General features: G+C 43.7%; 13 protein-coding genes, 3 tRNA genes, 3 rRNA genes, 1 other RNA gene and 2 pseudogenes. 20 read left to right on the forward strand and 2 right to left on the reverse strand.

Going from position 1 to position 19423, the window contains the following annotated elements; translation table 11 throughout:
* Positions 1 to 232: 232 nt before the first annotated feature.
* Positions 233 to 1399, reverse strand: a complete 1167-nt coding sequence (locus tag SMI_RS00070; protein WP_000163009.1) for an IS30-like element ISSmi1 family transposase — start codon at positions 1397 to 1399, stop codon at positions 233 to 235.
* A gap of 183 nt (positions 1400 to 1582) precedes the next feature.
* On the opposite strand from SMI_RS00070, the gene SMI_RS00075 reads away from it, so the two are divergent.
* The 16 genes from SMI_RS00075 to SMI_RS00150 all read left to right on the forward strand — a co-directional run bounded on the left by SMI_RS00075 (position 1583) and on the right by SMI_RS00150 (position 14493).
* A tRNA-Glu gene (locus tag SMI_RS00075) sits at positions 1583 to 1654 on the forward strand.
* A 241-nt stretch (positions 1655 to 1895) separates the two neighbouring features.
* Positions 1896 to 3441: ribosomal RNA gene (locus tag SMI_RS00080) — 16S ribosomal RNA — on the forward strand.
* Between the two features lie 51 nt (positions 3442 to 3492).
* A tRNA-Ala gene (locus tag SMI_RS00085) sits at positions 3493 to 3565 on the forward strand.
* Positions 3566 to 3690: 125 nt separating this feature from the next.
* A 23S ribosomal RNA gene (locus SMI_RS00090) occupies positions 3691 to 6592 on the forward strand.
* Positions 6593 to 6669: 77 nt separating this feature from the next.
* Positions 6670 to 6785: ribosomal RNA gene (gene rrf / locus SMI_RS00095) — 5S ribosomal RNA — on the forward strand.
* Together the 16S, 23S and 5S rRNA genes with 3 tRNA genes alongside form the textbook arrangement of a ribosomal RNA operon.
* 5 nt (positions 6786 to 6790) lie before the next feature.
* Positions 6791 to 6864, forward strand: a tRNA-Asn gene (locus SMI_RS00100).
* 397 nt (positions 6865 to 7261) lie between these two features.
* Positions 7262 to 7498, forward strand: a complete 237-nt coding sequence (gene comW / locus SMI_RS00105) for a sigma(X)-activator ComW (RefSeq protein WP_000941921.1) — start codon at positions 7262 to 7264, stop codon at positions 7496 to 7498.
* Positions 7499 to 7728: 230 nt separating this feature from the next.
* Positions 7729 to 9015 (forward strand): adenylosuccinate synthase, encoded by a 1287-nt coding sequence (locus SMI_RS00110; RefSeq protein WP_012972411.1) that lies wholly within the window; start codon positions 7729 to 7731, stop codon positions 9013 to 9015.
* A 200-nt stretch (positions 9016 to 9215) separates the two neighbouring features.
* Complete coding sequence (gene tadA / locus SMI_RS00115; protein ID WP_000386764.1) at positions 9216 to 9683, forward strand: tRNA adenosine(34) deaminase TadA; 468 nt, start codon at positions 9216 to 9218, stop codon at positions 9681 to 9683.
* 32 nt (positions 9684 to 9715) lie between these two features.
* Positions 9716 to 9813: signal recognition particle sRNA small type (gene ffs, locus SMI_RS00120), an RNA gene on the forward strand.
* Positions 9814 to 9869: 56 nt separating this feature from the next.
* Entirely contained in the window at positions 9870 to 10313 is a 444-nt protein-coding gene (locus tag SMI_RS00125) for a dUTP diphosphatase (protein WP_000701987.1), read from the forward strand.
* A gap of 1 nt (position 10314) precedes the next feature.
* Positions 10315 to 10854 carry a histidine phosphatase family protein gene (locus SMI_RS00130; protein WP_000691251.1) on the forward strand — a complete coding sequence of 180 codons (540 nt, stop codon included), beginning with the start codon at positions 10315 to 10317 and terminating at the stop codon, positions 10852 to 10854.
* Positions 10855 to 10867: 13 nt separating this feature from the next.
* Positions 10868 to 12229, forward strand: a complete 1362-nt coding sequence (radA, locus tag SMI_RS00135; protein ID WP_164925536.1) for a DNA repair protein RadA — start codon at positions 10868 to 10870, stop codon at positions 12227 to 12229.
* Between the two features lie 71 nt (positions 12230 to 12300).
* Positions 12301 to 12996, forward strand: a complete 696-nt coding sequence (locus tag SMI_RS00140) for a TIGR00266 family protein (protein ID WP_000672724.1) — start codon at positions 12301 to 12303, stop codon at positions 12994 to 12996.
* Between the two features lie 159 nt (positions 12997 to 13155).
* Positions 13156 to 13653 carry a beta-class carbonic anhydrase gene (locus SMI_RS00145; RefSeq protein WP_000119799.1) on the forward strand — a complete coding sequence of 166 codons (498 nt, stop codon included), beginning with the start codon at positions 13156 to 13158 and terminating at the stop codon, positions 13651 to 13653.
* A 24-nt stretch (positions 13654 to 13677) separates the two neighbouring features.
* A complete protein-coding gene (locus SMI_RS00150; protein WP_000828208.1) occupies positions 13678 to 14493 on the forward strand; it encodes a PrsW family intramembrane metalloprotease in 816 nt (271 codons plus the stop codon).
* A 295-nt stretch (positions 14494 to 14788) separates the two neighbouring features.
* Here the strand turns inward: SMI_RS00150 and SMI_RS00155 are convergent, their stop codons facing one another.
* The gene (locus SMI_RS00155) at positions 14789 to 15955 is read right to left on the reverse strand and encodes an IS30-like element ISSmi1 family transposase (protein ID WP_000163002.1); all 1167 of its coding nucleotides are present in this window, start codon (positions 15953 to 15955) and stop codon (positions 14789 to 14791) included.
* A gap of 239 nt (positions 15956 to 16194) precedes the next feature.
* On the opposite strand from SMI_RS00155, the gene SMI_RS00160 reads away from it, so the two are divergent.
* The 4 genes and pseudogenes from SMI_RS00160 to SMI_RS00175 all read left to right on the forward strand — a co-directional run.
* Positions 16195 to 17163: a ribose-phosphate diphosphokinase gene (locus tag SMI_RS00160; protein ID WP_000010168.1), complete on the forward strand. Its 969-nt coding sequence runs from the start codon at positions 16195 to 16197 to the stop codon at positions 17161 to 17163.
* A 118-nt stretch (positions 17164 to 17281) separates the two neighbouring features.
* Complete coding sequence (locus SMI_RS00165) at positions 17282 to 18253, forward strand: Rpn family recombination-promoting nuclease/putative transposase (protein WP_000603344.1); 972 nt, start codon at positions 17282 to 17284, stop codon at positions 18251 to 18253.
* A 14-nt stretch (positions 18254 to 18267) separates the two neighbouring features.
* Positions 18268 to 18717: pseudogene (locus SMI_RS10650) on the forward strand (hypothetical protein); the annotation flags it as partial.
* Positions 18718 to 18731: 14 nt separating this feature from the next.
* Positions 18732 to 19157: pseudogene (locus SMI_RS00175) on the forward strand (hypothetical protein); the annotation flags it as partial.
* Positions 19158 to 19423: the final 266 nt, after the last annotated feature.

Here is a 19423-nt window from a genome sequence, read left to right on the forward strand (position 1 = left end):
TAGCTTTTAGTATGAGAAAAACGCGTGAAATCAGTGGAAATCCGTCTTAGACTAACTTCCACTGGTTTTCTTTTTCTTGATATATAAGGGTTCAAAAGCGAAAAGACTCAGAAAAAAGTGCACGACAAATAGCCCTAAAACAGAGTCGTCTTAGAGTAAATTCCAGTTGCTAGCGTTTAGTGTGAGACTTTTCGATGGTGATAAGATGTGTAGTTAGAGGGGAAAATTCCCTTTATTTCAATAAATCAGGTGATAGGTGTGTGTCTTCTGGTTTGACAAATTGGCAACCCAGAAGAGCAGCGATGTCCTCGCCAAAGGTGAAGGTGAAGATGTCGTAAGCAGATTTTCCTTGAAACTCTTCTCGTTTCAAGGAATTGACATGGGAAATGACTAGATTGACGTCTTTCTGAGTCAGCTGGTCAAAGGAAGTGCCCTTGGGAAGAATGGCTCGCAAAACCGTATGGTTCTTCTCAATCCGCCCCTTCTGGTCAGGACGGCTAGGGTCGCAGAAGTAGAGGTGAGACTTCCCATCAATGTCTCGCTCAAGCTCCTCCACATAGGCGAACTCAGATCCGTTGTCTGTGAGAATGACAGGGAACAGCTGATGGAACGCACACCCTCCGTCCATGACTCTTTCTTTCAAAGCTGCGAATTTAGTGGCGACCTCCAGAGCGGTCTTGTTGTTCAAAAGCAGGGCGAAGAGGAAGTTGCAGAAGGAAACGTTGAAGGTGAGCAGTAGCTTTCCACCAGGTCTGCCGATGACCGTGTCCATTTCCAACCATTTGAAGAAATCATCTGTTTCTCGTAACTCTTGGAAATCTTGATAGGTCCGCCCAATTTTCAGCTCTTTAGGAATAGCTACTTTTCTGGATTTTCTGCGTTCCTTGAACGTGACCATCCGAGGGAAATCAATGGGCTTGGCTGTCAGATAGCCCAGCTTGGCATGCCGATACACCGTAGCTTTCGACACAGGTAGGTTATGTGTCTGAATGATATGGTAGATGCTTTGTTTCTTCTGGATGCCTTGGGTTAAGACCTTGTCCATCTGATAAAAACTTTCCTTGTTTAGGGGAATTCCCTGTCTGGATTCCCTCAACATAGTCTCGTACTGCTCCTGTGCCTTTTTCGCGTAGTAAAGATAGCGGTTAAACCCACAATCCGTCCTCTTTTTTGGACAGTTGTTACAGACATAAGGAGCTTTTTTGAGAAGAGGGCAATCCGTGCAATCAGATTTGACGGATGTTGGATGCATGATGCGATTGCGCTTGATTTCCTTTGAAATCGTTGACGGGTCTTTCCCCATCTTCTCAGCGATGGAACGGAAAGTCTCCTGTTGGCTGATTCCAGTTTGGATGTCAATACGGTCTTCTAGAGTGAGATGTTTTTGTTTTTTCGTCATGAGGTGCCTCCTCACGAAAAGTCTCAGACTTAATTCTAGCATAATTCATCGTCTGAGACTAACTTCCAGTTTTGGGAGAGAGATGGAAGTTACTTTGAGAAGTTACGAAAATAAAAAAAGATAAAAAAAGGTGTTGACAAGTCTGAAAAAGTCTGTATAATAGTAAGAGTTGAAAACAACTCTGGTCCGTTGGTCAAGGGGTTAAGACACCGCCTTTTCACGGCGGTAACACGGGTTCGAATCCCGTACGGACTATGGTATGTTGCGGATGGAACACTTGATGAAAAAAGTTCAAAAAAGTTTCAAAAAAGTGTTGACAAGCGAAAGCGACTGTGATATACTAATATAGTTGTCACTTGAGAGAAGTAAGTGACAAAGACCTTTGAAAACTGAACAAGACGAACCAATGTGCAGGGCACTACAACTAAGGTTGTAGTACTGAACAATGAAAAAACAATAAATCTGTCAGTGACAGAAATGAGTGAGAACTCAAACTTTTAATGAGAGTTTGATCCTGGCTCAGGACGAACGCTGGCGGCGTGCCTAATACATGCAAGTAGAACGCTGAAGGAGGAGCTTGCTTCTCTGGATGAGTTGCGAACGGGTGAGTAACGCGTAGGTAACCTGCCTGGTAGCGGGGGATAACTATTGGAAACGATAGCTAATACCGCATAAGAGTAGATGTTGCATGACATTTACTTAAAAGGTGCAATTGCATCACTACCAGATGGACCTGCGTTGTATTAGCTAGTTGGTGGGGTAACGGCTCACCAAGGCGACGATACATAGCCGACCTGAGAGGGTGATCGGCCACACTGGGACTGAGACACGGCCCAGACTCCTACGGGAGGCAGCAGTAGGGAATCTTCGGCAATGGACGGAAGTCTGACCGAGCAACGCCGCGTGAGTGAAGAAGGTTTTCGGATCGTAAAGCTCTGTTGTAAGAGAAGAACGAGTGTGAGAGTGGAAAGTTCACACTGTGACGGTATCTTACCAGAAAGGGACGGCTAACTACGTGCCAGCAGCCGCGGTAATACGTAGGTCCCGAGCGTTGTCCGGATTTATTGGGCGTAAAGCGAGCGCAGGCGGTTAGATAAGTCTGAAGTTAAAGGCTGTGGCTTAACCATAGTACGCTTTGGAAACTGTTTAACTTGAGTGCAAGAGGGGAGAGTGGAATTCCATGTGTAGCGGTGAAATGCGTAGATATATGGAGGAACACCGGTGGCGAAAGCGGCTCTCTGGCTTGTAACTGACGCTGAGGCTCGAAAGCGTGGGGAGCAAACAGGATTAGATACCCTGGTAGTCCACGCCGTAAACGATGAGTGCTAGGTGTTAGACCCTTTCCGGGGTTTAGTGCCGCAGCTAACGCATTAAGCACTCCGCCTGGGGAGTACGACCGCAAGGTTGAAACTCAAAGGAATTGACGGGGGCCCGCACAAGCGGTGGAGCATGTGGTTTAATTCGAAGCAACGCGAAGAACCTTACCAGGTCTTGACATCCCTCTGACCGCTCTAGAGATAGAGTTTTCCTTCGGGACAGAGGTGACAGGTGGTGCATGGTTGTCGTCAGCTCGTGTCGTGAGATGTTGGGTTAAGTCCCGCAACGAGCGCAACCCCTATTGTTAGTTGCCATCATTTAGTTGGGCACTCTAGCGAGACTGCCGGTAATAAACCGGAGGAAGGTGGGGATGACGTCAAATCATCATGCCCCTTATGACCTGGGCTACACACGTGCTACAATGGCTGGTACAACGAGTCGCAAGCCGGTGACGGCAAGCTAATCTCTTAAAGCCAGTCTCAGTTCGGATTGTAGGCTGCAACTCGCCTACATGAAGTCGGAATCGCTAGTAATCGCGGATCAGCACGCCGCGGTGAATACGTTCCCGGGCCTTGTACACACCGCCCGTCACACCACGAGAGTTTGTAACACCCGAAGTCGGTGAGGTAACCGTAAGGAGCCAGCCGCCTAAGGTGGGATAGATGATTGGGGTGAAGTCGTAACAAGGTAGCCGTATCGGAAGGTGCGGCTGGATCACCTCCTTTCTAAGGAAAAGGAACTGCGCATTGGTCTTGTTTAGTCTTGAGAGGTCTTGTGGGGCCTTAGCTCAGCTGGGAGAGCGCCTGCTTTGCACGCAGGAGGTCAGCGGTTCGATCCCGCTAGGCTCCATTGGTGAGAGATCACCAAGTAATGCACATTGAAAATTGAATATCTATATCAAATAGTAACAAGAAAATAAACCGAAAACGCTGTAGTATTAATAAGAGTTTATGACTGAAAGGTCAGAAAAATAAGGTTAAGTTAATAAGGGCGCACGGTGGATGCCTTGGCACTAGGAGCCGAAGAAGGACGTGACAAACGACGATATGCCTTGGGTAGCTGTAAGTAAGCGATGATCCAGGGATTTCCGAATGGGGGAACCCAACAGGTACTACCTGTTACCCGCATCTGTTAAGGATGTGAGGAGGAAGACGCAGTGAACTGAAACATCTAAGTAGCTGCAGGAAGAGAAAGCAAAAGCGATTGCCTTAGTAGCGGCGAGCGAAACGGCAGGAGGGCAAACCGAAGAGTTTACTCTTCGGGGTTGTAGGACTGCAATGTGGACTCAAAGATTATAGAAGAATGATTTGGGAAGATCAGCCAAAGAGAGTAATAGCCTCGTATTTAAAATAGTCTTTGTACCTAGCAGTATCCTGAGTACGGCGGGACACGTGAAATCCCGTCGGAATCTGGGAGGACCATCTCCCAACCCTAAATACTCCCTAGTGACCGATAGTGAACCAGTACCGTGAGGGAAAGGTGAAAAGCACCCCGGGAGGGGAGTGAAATAGAACCTGAAACCGTGTGCCTACAACAAGTTCGAGCCCGTTAATGGGTGAGAGCGTGCCTTTTGTAGAATGAACCGGCGAGTTACGTTATGATGCGAGGTTAAGTTGAAGAGACGGAGCCGTAGGGAAACCGAGTCTGAATAGGGCGCCTTAGTATCATGACGTAGACCCGAAACCATGTGACCTACCCATGAGCAGGTTGAAGGTGCGGTAAGACGCACTGGAGGACCGAACCAGGGCACGTTGAAAAGTGCTTGGATGACTTGTGGGTAGCGGAGAAATTCCAAACGAACTTGGAGATAGCTGGTTCTCTCCGAAATAGCTTTAGGGCTAGCGTCGACATTAGAGATTCTTGGAGGTAGAGCACTGTTTGGGTGAGGGGTCCATCCCGGATTACCAATCTCAGATAAACTCCGAATGCCAATGAATTATGGTCGGCAGTCAGACTGCGAGTGCTAAGATCCGTAGTCGAAAGGGAAACAGCCCAGACCACCAGCTAAGGTCCCAAAATAATTGTTAAGTGGAAAAGGATGTGGGGTTGCACAGACAACTAGGATGTTAGCTTAGAAGCAGCTATTCATTCAAAGAGTGCGTAATAGCTCACTAGTCGAGTGACCCTGCGCCGAAAATGTACCGGGGCTAAAACAATTTACCGAAGCTGTGGATACCTTTATAGGTATGGTAGGAGAGCGTTCTATGTGTGATGAAGGTATACCGTGAGGAGTGCTGGAATGCATAGAAGTGAGAATGCCGGTATGAGTAGCGAAAGACAGGTGAGAATCCTGTCCACCGTAAGACTAAGGTTTCCAGGGGAAGGCTCGTCCGCCCTGGGTTAGTCGGGACCTAAGGAGAGACCGAAAGGTGTATCCGATGGACAACAGGTTGATATTCCTGTACTAGAGTATGTAGTGATGGAGGGACGCAGTAGGCTAACTAAAGCAGACGATTGGAAGTGTCTGTCTAAGCAGTGAGGTGTGAACTGAGTCAAATGCTTAGTTCTATAACATTGAGCTGTGATGGGGAGCGAAGTTTAGTAGCGAAGTTAGTGATGTCACACTGCCAAGAAAAGCTTCTAGCGTTTAAACATACTCTACCCGTACCGCAAACCGACACAGGTAGTCGAGGCGAGTAGCCTCAGGTGAGCGAGAGAACTCTCGTTAAGGAACTCGGCAAAATGACCCCGTAACTTCGGGAGAAGGGGTGCTGACTTTAAGTCAGCCGCAGTGAATAGGCCCAAGCAACTGTTTATCAAAAACACAGCTCTCTGCTAAATCGTAAGATGATGTATAGGGGGTGACGCCTGCCCGGTGCTGGAAGGTTAAGAGGAGTGCTTAGCGTAAGCGAAGGTATGAATTGAAGCCCCAGTAAACGGCGGCCGTAACTATAACGGTCCTAAGGTAGCGAAATTCCTTGTCGGGTAAGTTCCGACCCGCACGAAAGGCGTAATGATTTGGGCACTGTCTCAACGAGAGACTCGGTGAAATTTTAGTACCTGTGAAGATGCAGGTTACCCGCGACAGGACGGAAAGACCCCATGGAGCTTTACTGCAGTTTGATATTGAGTGTCTGTACCACATGTACAGGATAGGTAGGAGTCTAAGAGATCGGGACGCCAGTTTCGAAGGAGACGTTGTTGGGATACTACCCTTGTGTTATGGCCACTCTAACCCGGATAGGTGATCCCTATCGGAGACAGTGTCTGACGGGCAGTTTGACTGGGGCGGTCGCCTCCTAAAAGGTAACGGAGGCGCCCAAAGGTTCCCTCAGAATGGTTGGAAATCATTCGCAGAGTGTAAAGGTATAAGGGAGCTTGACTGCGAGAGCTACAACTCGAGCAGGGACGAAAGTCGGGCTTAGTGATCCGGTGGTTCCGTATGGAAGGGCCATCGCTCAACGGATAAAAGCTACCCTGGGGATAACAGGCTTATCTCCCCCAAGAGTTCACATCGACGGGGAGGTTTGGCACCTCGATGTCGGCTCGTCGCATCCTGGGGCTGTAGTCGGTCCCAAGGGTTGGGCTGTTCGCCCATTAAAGCGGCACGCGAGCTGGGTTCAGAACGTCGTGAGACAGTTCGGTCCCTATCCGTCGCGGGCGTAGGAAATTTGAGAGGATCTGCTCCTAGTACGAGAGGACCAGAGTGGACTTACCGCTGGTGTACCAGTTGTCTTGCCAAAGGCATCGCTGGGTAGCTATGTAGGGAAGGGATAAACGCTGAAAGCATCTAAGTGTGAAACCCACCTCAAGATGAGATTTCCCATGATTTTATATCAGTAAGAGCCCTGAGAGATGATCAGGTAGATAGGTTAGAAGTGGAAGTGTGGCGACACATGTAGCGGACTAATACTAATAGCTCGAGGACTTATCCAAAGTAACTGAGAATATGAAAGCGAACGGTTTTTCTTGATTTGAATAGATATTCAATTTTGAGTAGGTATTACTCAGAGTTAAGTGACGATAGCCTAGGAGATACACCTGTACCCATGCCGAACACAGAAGTTAAGCCCTAGAACGCCGGAAGTAGTTGGGGGTTGCCCCCTGTGAGATATGGAAGTCGCTTAGCTTTAATCCGCCATAGCTCAGTTGGTAGTAGCGCATGACTGTTAATCATGATGTCGTAGGTTCGAGTCCTACTGGCGGAGTAGTTAAGAAAAAGAGGTTTAGACCTCTTTTTTTATGTAATTAATAATCTATTTTGTGTTATTTGGTGTGAGATATTTTTTGCTGAGTAAAGTTTCAGAGCCCTCCGTTTTCGAGCAATGTACCACAGTTTTAAGGAGATCTTTTTAGTACTTTAATCGAGAGTAGCGAAGAGGCTAAACGTGACGGACTGTAAATACGCTCCTTCGAGGGGTTCGCATCCTTCCGCTTCCATTATCTTAGTTTTTGAAATTGAGGTAGTAAATTTGTTCCTATTCTGTCAACTTTTCCTATTTGTTATCTTTTTGAGGTTGGTATGTGAGCAATTCAGGATTTTATAATAACTGTTTATAATTTTTTGTTAGAATAAGGTCATAAAAAGAAAAGGAGTATATATTTATGCTACAAAGTATTTATGATCAGATGATGGATTTTTATAGAAATATTGAAGAAGAGTATGGTATGTTCTTCGGTGATAATTTTGATTGGGAACATGTTCATTTTAAGTTTTTGATTTATTATCTTGTCCGATATCGTATTGTGAGTCGTCGGGATTTTATTGTTTACCATTATCGTGTTGCTTATCGTTTGTATCTTGAAAAATTGATAATGAAACAAGGTTTTGTTGCTTGTTGAGACAGTATGAGTTAATTTCCGAACAAATTTAACTTTTTGTGAGAAAATAATGATAAATAGCCGGAATTTTTTCTAAATCATTTTTTAATAGTTGGAAATAGCAAATCTTTCTATTGTTTCTTCTTGATAAAAAGGCGATTTTTTCTTATAATAAATTGTAAGATATAATTGCAGGTGAGAGTCCTGCCATGTATGTGAGAAAGGAAGAGCCTGAGGGCTCAGACAAGATTATGACTTCAGTTGTTGTTGTAGGTACCCAATGGGGTGATGAAGGTAAAGGGAAGATTACAGACTTCCTTTCAGCGAATGCAGAAGTGATTGCACGTTACCAAGGTGGTGATAATGCAGGTCACACGATTGTGATTGATGGCAAGAAGTTTAAATTGCACTTGATTCCATCTGGGATTTTCTTCCCTGAAAAAATCTCTGTTATTGGGAATGGTATGGTTGTAAATCCTAAATCTCTTGTAAAAGAGTTGAGCTATCTTCATGAGGAGGGTGTGACAACTGATAACTTGCGTATTTCTGATCGCGCGCATGTTATTTTGCCTTATCATATTGAGTTAGACCGTTTGCAAGAAGAAGCTAAGGGCGACAATAAGATTGGTACTACAATTAAGGGAATTGGTCCAGCTTATATGGACAAGGCTGCTCGTGTTGGGATTCGTATCGCAGATCTTTTAGATAAAGATATTTTCCGTGAGCGTTTAGAACGTAACCTTGCTGAAAAGAATCGTCTTTTTGAAAAATTGTATGACAGTAAAGCTATTGCTTTTGATGATATTTTTGAAGAATATTACGAATATGGTCAACAAATTAAGAAATATGTAACAGACACATCTGTAATCTTGAATGATGCGCTTGATAACGGTAAACGTGTACTTTTTGAAGGTGCACAAGGAGTTATGCTAGATATCGACCAAGGTACTTATCCATTTGTTACGTCTTCAAACCCTGTAGCTGGTGGTGTAACAATTGGTTCTGGTGTTGGTCCAAGTAAGATTGACAAGGTTGTAGGTGTATGTAAAGCTTATACAAGTCGTGTAGGAGATGGTCCTTTCCCAACTGAATTGTTTGATGAAGTGGGAGAACGTATCCGTGAAGTCGGTCATGAATATGGTACAACAACTGGTCGTCCACGTCGTGTGGGATGGTTTGATTCAGTTGTGATGCGTCATAGTCGTCGTGTTTCTGGTATTACTAATCTTTCATTGAACTCTATCGATGTTTTGAGTGGTTTAGATACAGTGAAGATCTGTGTTGCCTATGATCTTGATGGTCAGCGTATTGACTACTATCCAGCTAGTCTTGAGCAATTGAAACGCTGCATGCCTATCTATGAAGAGTTGCCAGGTTGGTCAGAAGATATCACTGGAGTTCGTAATTTGGAAGATCTTCCTGAGAATGCGCGTAACTATGTTCGTCGTGTGAGTGAATTGGTTGGCGTTCGTATCTCTACTTTCTCAGTAGGTCCTGGTCGTGAACAAACAAATATTTTAGAAAGTGTTTGGTCATAAGAGATTTTTAAGATTTGTTTAAGATAGGTCGAGTATACTATAGACAGTTACAAGAAGACCTCCTAACTTGTTGTAACAAATATCCTAAACTTTTCTTTTTCATAATAATCTCCCTATAAAGTCACCGCATTCGGTGGCTTTTTTTGTGTTGGGAATCATGATATAATAATAAAATCGATAAGTAGGAAAAGAGAAAAGAGATGGATTATACAGTTGAAGAAAAAGAAGTCTTTATGAGGGAAGCTTTGAGAGAGGCTGATATTGCTCTTGAACACGATGAAATTCCAATTGGTTGTGTGATTGTCAAGGATGGAGAAATCATTGGCCGTGGGCATAATGCGCGTGAGGAACTGCAGCGAGCGGTTATGCATGCGGAGATTATGGCCATAGAGAATGCGAACCTGAGTGAGGAGAGCTGGCGCTTGATTGATTGCACGCTTTTTGTGACCATTGAGCCTTGTGTCATGTGTAGTGGGGCGATTGGACTTGCCCGTATTCCAAACGTGGTCTATGGGGCTAAAAACCAGAAATTTGGCGCTGCTGGGAGTTTGTACGATATCTTGACAGATGAGCGTCTCAACCATCGTGTGGATGTTGAAACGGGAATTTTGGAAGATGAATGCGCAGCTATTATGCAGGACTTTTTTAGAAATAGACGGAAAAAATAATTTTGCTTTTAAAATGAATAGGAATGTGATATAATAAATAGTAGAGCAACAGTTCTGCGTGAAGCGGGTCAGGGGAGGAATCCAGCAGCCCTAAGCGATTTGAATTGTGTGCTCTTTTTTTCGTGCTTTTTCCGAATAAATAAGATAGAATAATCTAGAATAAATGATAATAGAAAAGAGAAGATGATGAAAATTCGTGGTTTTGAATTGGTTTCGAGTTTTACAGATGAAAATTTATTGCCCAAGCGCGAGACAGCGCATGCGGCTGGTTACGACTTAAAGGTTGCTGTGCGTACAGTTATCGCTCCAGGAGAGATTGTCTTAGTTCCGACAGGGGTTAAGGCTTATATGCAACCGACTGAGGTCCTATACCTCTATGATCGTTCTTCAAACCCTCGTAAGAAGGGTTTGGTTTTAATTAACTCGGTTGGGGTCATTGATGGGGATTATTATGGAAATCCTGGGAATGAAGGGCATATTTTTGCTCAGATGAAGAATATCACAGATCAAGAGGTTGTTCTTGAAGTGGGAGAACGTGTTGTCCAGGCTGTCTTTGCGCCTTTCTTAATCGCAGATGGAGATGCGGCAGACGGCGTGCGGACTGGTGGATTTGGATCGACTGGGCACTAGAATGAAGATTATCTTTGTACGTCATGGGGAGCCAGATTATAGTATGCTTGATAAACTTGAAAATCCGCGACTCTATAGTGGTTTTGGTCGTGATTTAGCACCATTGACAGGAAAAGGTCGCAGTCTGGCAAAAGAAGTTGCTAAAACTGCATGTTTTGGAAAGGCAGAGATTATTATTTCATCGTCTGTGACGAGGGCTTTAGAAACAGCCCATTATATAGCAGTTGAAACAGGATTGGACTTATTTGTGGAGCCGTTTTTTCATGAGTGGCGTCCAGACTTAGATGGCACTAACTCTGATTTAACTAGTGTATTGGTAGCTCATGAATATTATCTAAAACATCAAGGAGGTTTATCTGAAGATTCTCCTTATCGTTATGAAACTGATTTAGAGATGCGTCATCGTTTTTTAAAAGCTTTGGAAAAATATAAAAATTATAAAACTATTATCATTGTAACTCACGGAATGCTCATGCGCCAGTTTGTGTCAAATGAGAAGATTGATTTTTGCCAAGTGATTGAGTGTGAGTTAGAGATATAGAAAGAGGTTTATTATCGCAAAGAAAAAAGCGACATTTGTATGTCAAAATTGTGGGTATAATTCCCCTAAATATCTGGGACGTTGCCCCAACTGTGGGTCTTGGTCTTCTTTTGTGGAAGAGGTTGAGGTTGCCGAGGTCAAGAATGCGCGTGTGTCCTTGACAGGTGAGAAAACCAAGCCCATGAAACTGGCTGAGGTGACTTCCATCAATGTCAATCGAACCAAGACGGAGATGGAGGAATTCAACCGTGTACTTGGAGGCGGAGTGGTACCAGGAAGTCTCGTCCTCATCGGTGGGGATCCTGGGATTGGAAAATCAACCCTTCTCTTACAAGTCTCAACCCAGTTGTCTCAAGTGGGGACTGTTCTCTACGTCAGTGGGGAGGAGTCTGCTCAGCAGATTAAACTACGTGCAGAGCGTTTGGGAGATATTGATAGCGAGTTTTATCTCTATGCAGAGACCAATATGCAGAGTGTTCGCGTAGAGGTAGAGAGAATCCAGCCAGACTTTCTCATTATTGACTCAATTCAAACCATTATGTCTCCTGAGATTTCAGGGGTACAGGGATCTGTTTCTCAAGTGCGTGAGGTAACGGCTGAACTTATGCAGCTGGCCAAAACCAATAACATTGCCATCTTTATCGTAGGGCATGTGACCAAGGAAGGAACCTTGGCCGGTCCTCGTATGTTGGAGCACATGGTAGATACGGTACTTTACTTTGAAGGGGAGCGTCACCATACCTTCCGTATTCTGAGAGCGGTCAAAAACCGTTTTGGTTCAACAAATGAGATTGGGATTTTTGAGATGCAGTCGGGCGGTTTGGTTGAGGTCCTCAATCCGAGTCAAGTTTTCCTAGAAGAGCGTTTGGATGGGGCGACTGGTTCGTCAATCGTTGTGACTATGGAAGGGACGCGTCCAATTTTAGCAGAGGTTCAGGCTTTGGTGACACCGACCATGTTTGGGAACGCCAAGCGCACGACGACAGGACTTGATTTTAATCGTGCGAGTCTGATTATGGCTGTTTTAGAAAAGCGTGCAGGGCTTCTCTTGCAAAATCAGGATGCCTATCTCAAATCTGCTGGTGGTGTCAAATTGGATGAACCTGCCATTGACTTAGCCGTCGCTGTTGCTATTGCTTCTAGCTATAAAGACAAGCCAACCAACCCTCAGGAATGTTTTGTAGGAGAACTAGGTTTGACTGGAGAAATTCGGCGCGTGAATCGTATCGAGCAACGCATCAATGAAGCTGCTAAACTGGGTTTTACTAAGATTTATGTACCTAAGAATTCCTTAACAGGAATCACTCCACCCAAGGAAATTCAGGTCATTGGGGTGACAACGATTCAGGAAGTTTTGAAAAAAGCATTCTCCTAATCGTTATGGTCAGTTTTAGATGATTAATTATTTTATTGCTAACATTTATTAAAAATAAGGAGGAATTTCTGATGAAATTTTCTATGGATAGTCATATGCAATTTCCTTTGGTAGAGCTGTCACTCAATCAAGGAGAAACCGTCTATATCCAGCGAGGTAGTATGGTTTACCACACGCCTAACGTAAGTCTCAATACCCAACTCAATGCTAGCGGTTCAGGTTTGGGACGTTTTGTTAAAGCTGTAGGACGTTCAATGGTTTCTGGTGAAAGCACCTTCATTACTCAAGCTGTAGCAGAGTCTGATAACGGGAACCTTGCTCTAGCACCAGATACTCCTGGGCAAGTAATTGCTCTTGAACTAGGTGAAAAACAATATCAACTGAATGATGGGGCTTTTCTAGCTCTGGATGGTACAGCTTCCTATACTATGGAGAGTCAGTCTATTGGTAAAGCTCTGTTCGGAGGGCAAGGCGGTCTCTTTGTGATGACTACCCAAGGCCAGGGAACTCTCTTGGCCAATGCTTTTGGCTCTATCAAGAAAATTGAGCTACAAAACCAAGAAATAACCATTGACAATGCCCATGTGGTGGCTTGGAGTCAATCTTTGGACTATAATATCCACTTAGAAAATAGCTTCTGGCAGTCTATTGGTACAGGTGAAGGAGTGGTTAACACCTTCCGAGGAACTGGTGAGGTCTACGTACAAAGTCTCAATCTTCAGAGCTTTGCAGGATCGCTCAATAAGTATATCCAAAAAGGTTCATAAAAATAAAACTAGGACAGAAGCCCAAGCTAGAAGCTGGATGTCTCTGTCCCAGTTTTTTTATATGAAGGTTGACAACTGACAAGACAAAGAAAAGATGGTAAGATAGGAGATGAATAATTTGGTGTTCAAATTATCTGGTAGACTAGAAAGTGAGTTGTCATGTCCTATTTTGAAAATTTTTTAAAAGCCAATCAAGCCTATGTAGAACTGCATGGAGATCTTCATTTATCAATCAAACCAAAGACCAAGGTTGCAATCGTAACTTGTATGGACTCGCGTTTACACGTTGCGCCAGCTCTTGGGTTGGCTCTGGGAGATGCTCATATTTTGCGGAATGCAGGTGGTCGAGTGACGGAGGACATGATTCGTTCGCTAGTTATTTCTCAGCAGCAAATGGGGACAAGAGAGATTGTGGTGTTGCACCATACAGACTGTGGTGCTCAGACTTTTGAAAATGGTCCTTTTCAGGAGTATTTAAAAGAGGAGCTAGGTGTTGATGTGTCAGACCAGGACTTTTTGCCTTTCCAAGATATAGAGGAGAGTGTGCGAGAGGACATGCAAGCCCTTATCGAGTCTCCCCTAATACCAGATGATGTCATTATTTCTGGTGCTATTTACGATGTGGATACAGGAAGGATGACAGTCGTAGAATTATAAATACTTCATTTAGAAAGAAAGTGTATGAAGAGAAACAGCATTTTATTTATTTTTATCTTATTGCTATGTATTGGTTTACAGTATGAAACCATCTACTATACGGATGGTTCGATGGCAGCTGCGGAATATGGACTAATGGGAGTTTCTATCTTTATAGCTCTCTTTTACATAATTCCAGCTCTTTATTTCCTTTTCCGTATTGGAAAAAAATGGGAATTACCAAAGAAGGCCTTGATCTTGTCTTTATTGGGTGGGATGTTTCTTTCAGGCTGGCTGTCTAGCTTTGCTAATACCTACATCCATGATTTACTGGGTGTTCTTTTCCCAGATAGTGCCTTTTTAAATGCCTTTGAAAGTGCTATTGTAGCTCCTTTGGTAGAAGAACCCTTGAAATTATTGCCACTTGTCTTTGTTTTGGCTTTGATTCCTGTGCGAAAATTAAAATCTTTGTTTTTACTTGGGATTGCTTCTGGTTTGGGATTTCAAATGATTGAGGATATTGGCTATATTCGTACGGATTTGCCAGAGGGCTTTGACTTTACTATTTCGAGAATTTTAGAGCGTATCATCTCAGGAATTGCCTCTCACTGGACTTTTTCAGGTCTGGCTGTAGTAGGTGTTTACTTGCTTTACAGAGCCTATAAAGGGCAGAAGGTTGGCAAGAAACAAGGGTTTATTTTCCTAGCTTTAGCCTTGGGAACTCATTTCTTGTTTAACTCTCCTTTTGTAGAATTAGAGACAGAGTTGCCACTAGCGATTCCAGTGGTTACGGCTATTGCTCTCTATGGTTTTTATCAGGCTTATCGCTTTGTTGAGAAGAACGATGAGATAATGAACTAGAATATTTTTCAAAAGAATGATGCAGGGGTAACTTCTAAAACTAACTTCCAGTTTCCCACAACCTAGCTTTTAGTATGAGAAAAACGCGTGAAATCAGTGGAAATCCGTCTTAGACTAACTTCCACTGGTTTTCTTTTTCTTGATATATAAGGGTTCAAAAGCGAAAAGACTCAGAAAAAAGTGCACGACAAATAGCCCTAAAACAGAGTCGTCTTAGAGTAAATTCCAGTTGCTAGCGTTTAGTGTGAGACTTTTCGATGGTGATAAGATGTGTAGTTAGAGGGGAAAATTCCCTTTATTTCAATAAATCAGGTGATAAGTGTGTGTCTTCTGGTTTGACAAATTGGCAACCCAGAAGAGCAGCGATGTCCTCGCCAAAGGTGAAGGTGAAGACGTCGTAAGCAGATTTTCCTTGAAACTCTTCTCGTTTCAAGGAATTGACATGGGAAATGACTAGATTGACGTCTTTCTGAGTCAGCTGGTCAAAGGAAGTGCCCTTGGGAAGAATGGCTCGCAAAACCGTATGGTTCTTCTCAATCCGCCCCTTCTGGTCAGGACGGCTAGGGTCGCAGAAGTAGAGGTGAGACTTCCCATCAATGTCTCGCTCAAGCTCCTCCACATAGGCGAACTCAGATCCGTTGTCTGTGAGAATGACAGGGAACAGCTGATGGAACGCATACCCTCCGTCCATGACTCTTTCTTTCAAAGCTGCGAATTTAGTGGCGACTTCCAGAGCAGTCTTGTTGTCCAAAAGCAAGGCGAAGAGGAAATTACAGAAGGAAACGTTGAAGGTGAGCAGTAGCTTTCCACCAGGTCTGCCGATGACCGTGTCCATTTCCAACCATTTGAAGAAATCATCAGTTTCTCGTAACTCTTGGAAATCTTGATAGGTCCGCCCAATTTTCAGCTCTTTGGGAATAGCTACTTTTCTGGATTTTCTGCGTTCCTTGAACGTGACCATCCGAGGGAAATCAATGGGCTTGGCTGTCAGATAGCCCAGCTTGGCATGCCGATACACCGTAGCTTTCGACACAGGTAGGTTATGTGTCTGAATGATATGGTAGATGCTTTGTTTCTTCTGGATGCCTAGGGTTAAGATCTTGTCCATCTGATAAAAACTTTCCTTGTTTAGGGGAATGCCCTGTCTGGATTCCCTCAACATAGTCTCGTAATGCTCCTGTGCCTTTTTCGCGTAGTAAAGATAGCGGTTAAACCCACAATCCGTCCTCTTTTTTGGACAGTTGTTACAGACATAAGGAGCTTTTTTGAGAAGAGGGCAATCCGTGCAATCAGATTTGACGGATGTTGGATGCATGATGCGATTGCGCTTGATTTCCTTTGAAATCGTTGACGGGTCTTTCCCCATCTTCTCAGCGATGGAACGGAAAGTCTCCTGTTGGCTGATTCCAGTTTGGATGTCAATACGGTCTTCTAGAGTGAGATGTTTTTGTTTTTTCGTCATGAGGTACCTCCTCACGAAAAGTCTCAGACTTAATTCTAGCATAATTCATCGTCTGAGACTAACTTCCAGTTTTGGGAGAGAGATGGAAGTTACTTTGAGAAGTTACGAGAATGATGCAAGGGTACAAATATGGTACCCTTCTTTTATTTTTGATTGAAAAATAGTGCAAAAAGCGCTACAATGGTAGATGGAAAAATCTTGTGAAAAGCACAAGCGATACATATATACCGGAGGAAATCATGTCTTTTTCTGATTTAAAGCTGTTTGCCCTTTCTTCTAATCAAGAATTGGCAAAACGTGTGGCGCAGGAGATTGGGATAGAGTTGGGGAAATCAAGTGTTCGTCAATTTTCAGATGGAGAGATTCAGGTCAACATTGAAGAATCAATCCGTGGGAAACACGTCTTTATCCTACAATCAACTAGCTCGCCTGTAAATGACAATCTGCTTGAAATTTTGATTATGGTGGATGCTTTGAAGCGTGCGAGTGCAGAATCTGTCAATGTTGTCATGCCTTACTATGGGTATGCACGTCAGGATAGAAAGGCGAGAGCGCGTGAGCCAATCACATCAAAACTTGTCGCAAATATGCTTGAAGTAGCTGGAGTGGATCGTTTATTGACAATCGACTTGCATGCTGCGCAGATTCAAGGATTCTTTGATATTCCTGTGGATCACTTGATGGGAGCTCCTCTGATTGCGGATTATTTTGAGCGTCGTGGCATGGTTGGTTCTGACTATGTGGTTGTCAGTCCAGACCATGGAGGGGTGACTCGTGCCCGTAAGTTGGCTGAGTTTTTGAAAACATCTATCGCTATCATCGACAAACGTCGTAGTGTTGATAAGATGAATACTAGTGAAGTCATGAACATCATAGGTAAGGTCGAAGGCAAGACTTGTATCTTGATTGATGATATGATTGATACTGCTGGAACGATTTGTCACGCTGCAGATGCCCTTGCAGAAGCTGGTGCTGTTGAAGTCTATGCAAGCTGTACGCACCCAGTTCTTTCTGGTCCTGCTATGGACAATATCCAAAATTCAGCTATTAAGAAATTGGTTGTTTTGGATACCATCTATCTGCCAGAAGAGCGTTTGATTGATAAGATTGAGCAGATTTCAATCGCTCATCTATTAGGGGATGCTATTGTACGTATCCATGAAAAACGCCCACTTTCTCCACTTTTCAGTATTGAGAAAAAGATTTAATGACCAAGCCTGAGATGATTCTCAGGTTTTTTTCATCTCTTTTCCGAATAAATAGATAGTAGCAGTGAATCTAGTAAACCTAGATTTTAAAATGTGCTATAATGAAAGGAGAGGAAATATGATTCTCAGACATCCGGGCATCAGCCCGACTAATGACTTGGTTGCTAAGAAAATCTTTAGCAATCCAGAAATCACTTGTCAATTTATCCGCGATATGCTGGATTTACCAGCAAAAAATGTGACTATTTTGGAGGGAAGCAATATTCATGTCTTGCCTTCCCTGCCGTACTCAGCACAGGATTTCTATACCAGTATAGATGTTTTGGCAGAGTTAGACAATGGCACGCAGGTTATTATCGAAATCCAAGTTCATCATCAGAATTTTTTCATTAATCGTTTGTGGGCTTACTTATGCAGTCAGGTCAATCAAAATCTCGAAAAAATTCGTCAACGAGAAGGTGATACACATCAAAGTTACAAACACATCGTCCCTGTTTATGCCATTGCAATCGTAGACAGTAATTATTTTCAAGATGATTTAGCTTTTCATAGCTTTAGTATGCGCGAGGACACGACAGGTGAGGTCTTAACCATCACCAATAACGGTCAAGAAAACCATCTGGTCAAGATGGCATTCTTGGAACTTAAAAAATACAGAGAAACCAGCAAAGACAAGGTTCGCAAGCCGTGGTTGGAGTTTTTCGGCAACAAACCCTTTACCCAACAACCTGAGCGAGCTATCAGCCAAGCAGACCAACTGCTAGACTATAAAAGCTGGTCCGAGGAGGACAGGAAAATGTTTAGTCAACTACGTATGCGAGAAGAACAAGCCTTGTTAGCACAGGACTATGCCTTGGAAACAGCTAGGGCGGAAGGTATTGAACAAGGTTTAGAGCGTGGTCTTGAACGTGGTCGTGCAGAGGGGATTGAAAAAGGGAGAGAAGAAGGTCTTGAACAGGGACTGGAGCGTGGGAAAGCTGAAGGTAGTTTTGCCATGTTAGCAAATCTTGTTTGCCAAGGTCTTCTGACTTCGGAAGTTGCAAGTGAACAATTAGGAATGACAGTCGCTGAATTTGAGGCACTCTTATAAGATTATCACAAGTAATGGTATTCTTGAAATTAAAAAAATACAGAGAAACCAGCAAAGACAAGGTTCGTAAACCGTGGTTGGAGTTTTTCGGGAACAAACCCTTTACCCAGCAACCTGAGCGAGCCATCAGCCAGGCAGACCAACTGCTGGACTATAAAAGCTGGTCCGAGGAGGACAGGAAAATGTTTAGTCAACTACGTATGTGAGAAGAACAGGCCTTGTTAGCACAGGACTATGCTTTGGAAACAGCTAGAGCGAAAGGCATCGAACAAGGTCTTGAACAAGGTTTAGAGCGTGGTCGTGCTGAGGGCATTGAACAGGGATTGGAGAGAGGACGAGCAGAGGGTATCGAAGAGGGATTAAAAGTAGGTCTAGTAAATCTCGTTCGCCAAGGTCTTCTGACTTCGGAAGTTGCGAGTGAACAATTAGGAATGACAGTCGCTGAATTTGAGGCACTCTTATAAGATTATCACAAGTAATGGTATTCTTGAAATTAAAAAAATACAGGGAAACCAGCAAAGACGAGGTTCGCAAGCCGTGGTTAGAGTTTTTCGGCAACAAGCCCTTTACTCAAGAACCCGAGCGAGCTATCAGCCAAGCAGACCAACTGCTGGACTATAAGAGCTGGTCCGAGGAGGACAGGAAGATGTTTAGTGAACAACGCAGACGCGAAGAACAGGCGTTATTGGCTCAGGATTATGCCTTGGAACAAGCTGAGGAGAAAGGTTTAGAACGTGGACTCGAACGTGGCCGTGCAGAGGGTATTGAAAAAGGGCGCGAAGAAGGCATTGAAGAGGGATTAAAAGTAGGTTTAGTAAATCTAGTCCATCAAGGTCTTCTGACTTCTGATGTTGCCAGCCAGCAGTTGGGTATGACTGTCACTGAGTTTGAGTCCTTGCTATGAGGTCACATTTTAAATAGTAGAAAGTTAATGGAATGGCGAGTTATTTGCAAAATACTTGCCATTTTTGCTTGACATTTGGAAGGGGATATAGGATAATACAATAGAAGTGAGTTCTGTCCAACTATCTATATGGCTTAGATATGTGAGGTTTGACTCAAGGTTTTAGAAATTTGTGAGATTTTCACTTGGGAGATACAGTATTTGAAGGGTATTTCATCTCACAAAGGTGTTTTTTTAACCTTTTTTTGAAAAAATAGCTGAAAAGT

Origin of the sequence: Streptococcus mitis B6 (genome assembly GCF_000027165.1) — a bacterium.
Taxonomy (GTDB): Bacteria; Bacillota; Bacilli; order Lactobacillales; family Streptococcaceae; genus Streptococcus; species Streptococcus mitis_AR.

Excerpts from the sequence above, each read along its gene's own strand:
- SMI_RS00165 (WP_000603344.1), top strand. The coding sequence starts at position 17,282 with ATGATTCTCAGACATCCGGGCATCAGCCCGACTAATGACTTGGTTGCT.
- SMI_RS00140 (WP_000672724.1), top strand. The coding sequence starts at position 12,301 with ATGAAATTTTCTATGGATAGTCATATGCAATTTCCTTTGGTAGAGCTG.
- SMI_RS00150 (WP_000828208.1), top strand. The coding sequence starts at position 13,678 with ATGAAGAGAAACAGCATTTTATTTATTTTTATCTTATTGCTATGTATT.
- SMI_RS00125 (WP_000701987.1), top strand. The coding sequence starts at position 9,870 with ATGAAAATTCGTGGTTTTGAATTGGTTTCGAGTTTTACAGATGAAAAT.
- SMI_RS00110 (WP_012972411.1), top strand. The coding sequence starts at position 7,729 with ATGACTTCAGTTGTTGTTGTAGGTACCCAATGGGGTGATGAAGGTAAA.
- SMI_RS00155 (WP_000163002.1), bottom strand. The coding sequence starts at position 15,955 with ATGACGAAAAAACAAAAACATCTCACTCTAGAAGACCGTATTGACATC.
- SMI_RS00070 (WP_000163009.1), bottom strand. The coding sequence starts at position 1,399 with ATGACGAAAAAACAAAAACATCTCACTCTAGAAGACCGTATTGACATC.
- SMI_RS00145 (WP_000119799.1), top strand. The coding sequence starts at position 13,156 with ATGTCCTATTTTGAAAATTTTTTAAAAGCCAATCAAGCCTATGTAGAA.
- SMI_RS00130 (WP_000691251.1), top strand. The coding sequence starts at position 10,315 with ATGAAGATTATCTTTGTACGTCATGGGGAGCCAGATTATAGTATGCTT.
- tadA (WP_000386764.1), top strand. The coding sequence starts at position 9,216 with ATGGATTATACAGTTGAAGAAAAAGAAGTCTTTATGAGGGAAGCTTTG.
- comW (WP_000941921.1), top strand. The coding sequence starts at position 7,262 with ATGCTACAAAGTATTTATGATCAGATGATGGATTTTTATAGAAATATT.
- SMI_RS00160 (WP_000010168.1), top strand. The coding sequence starts at position 16,195 with ATGTCTTTTTCTGATTTAAAGCTGTTTGCCCTTTCTTCTAATCAAGAA.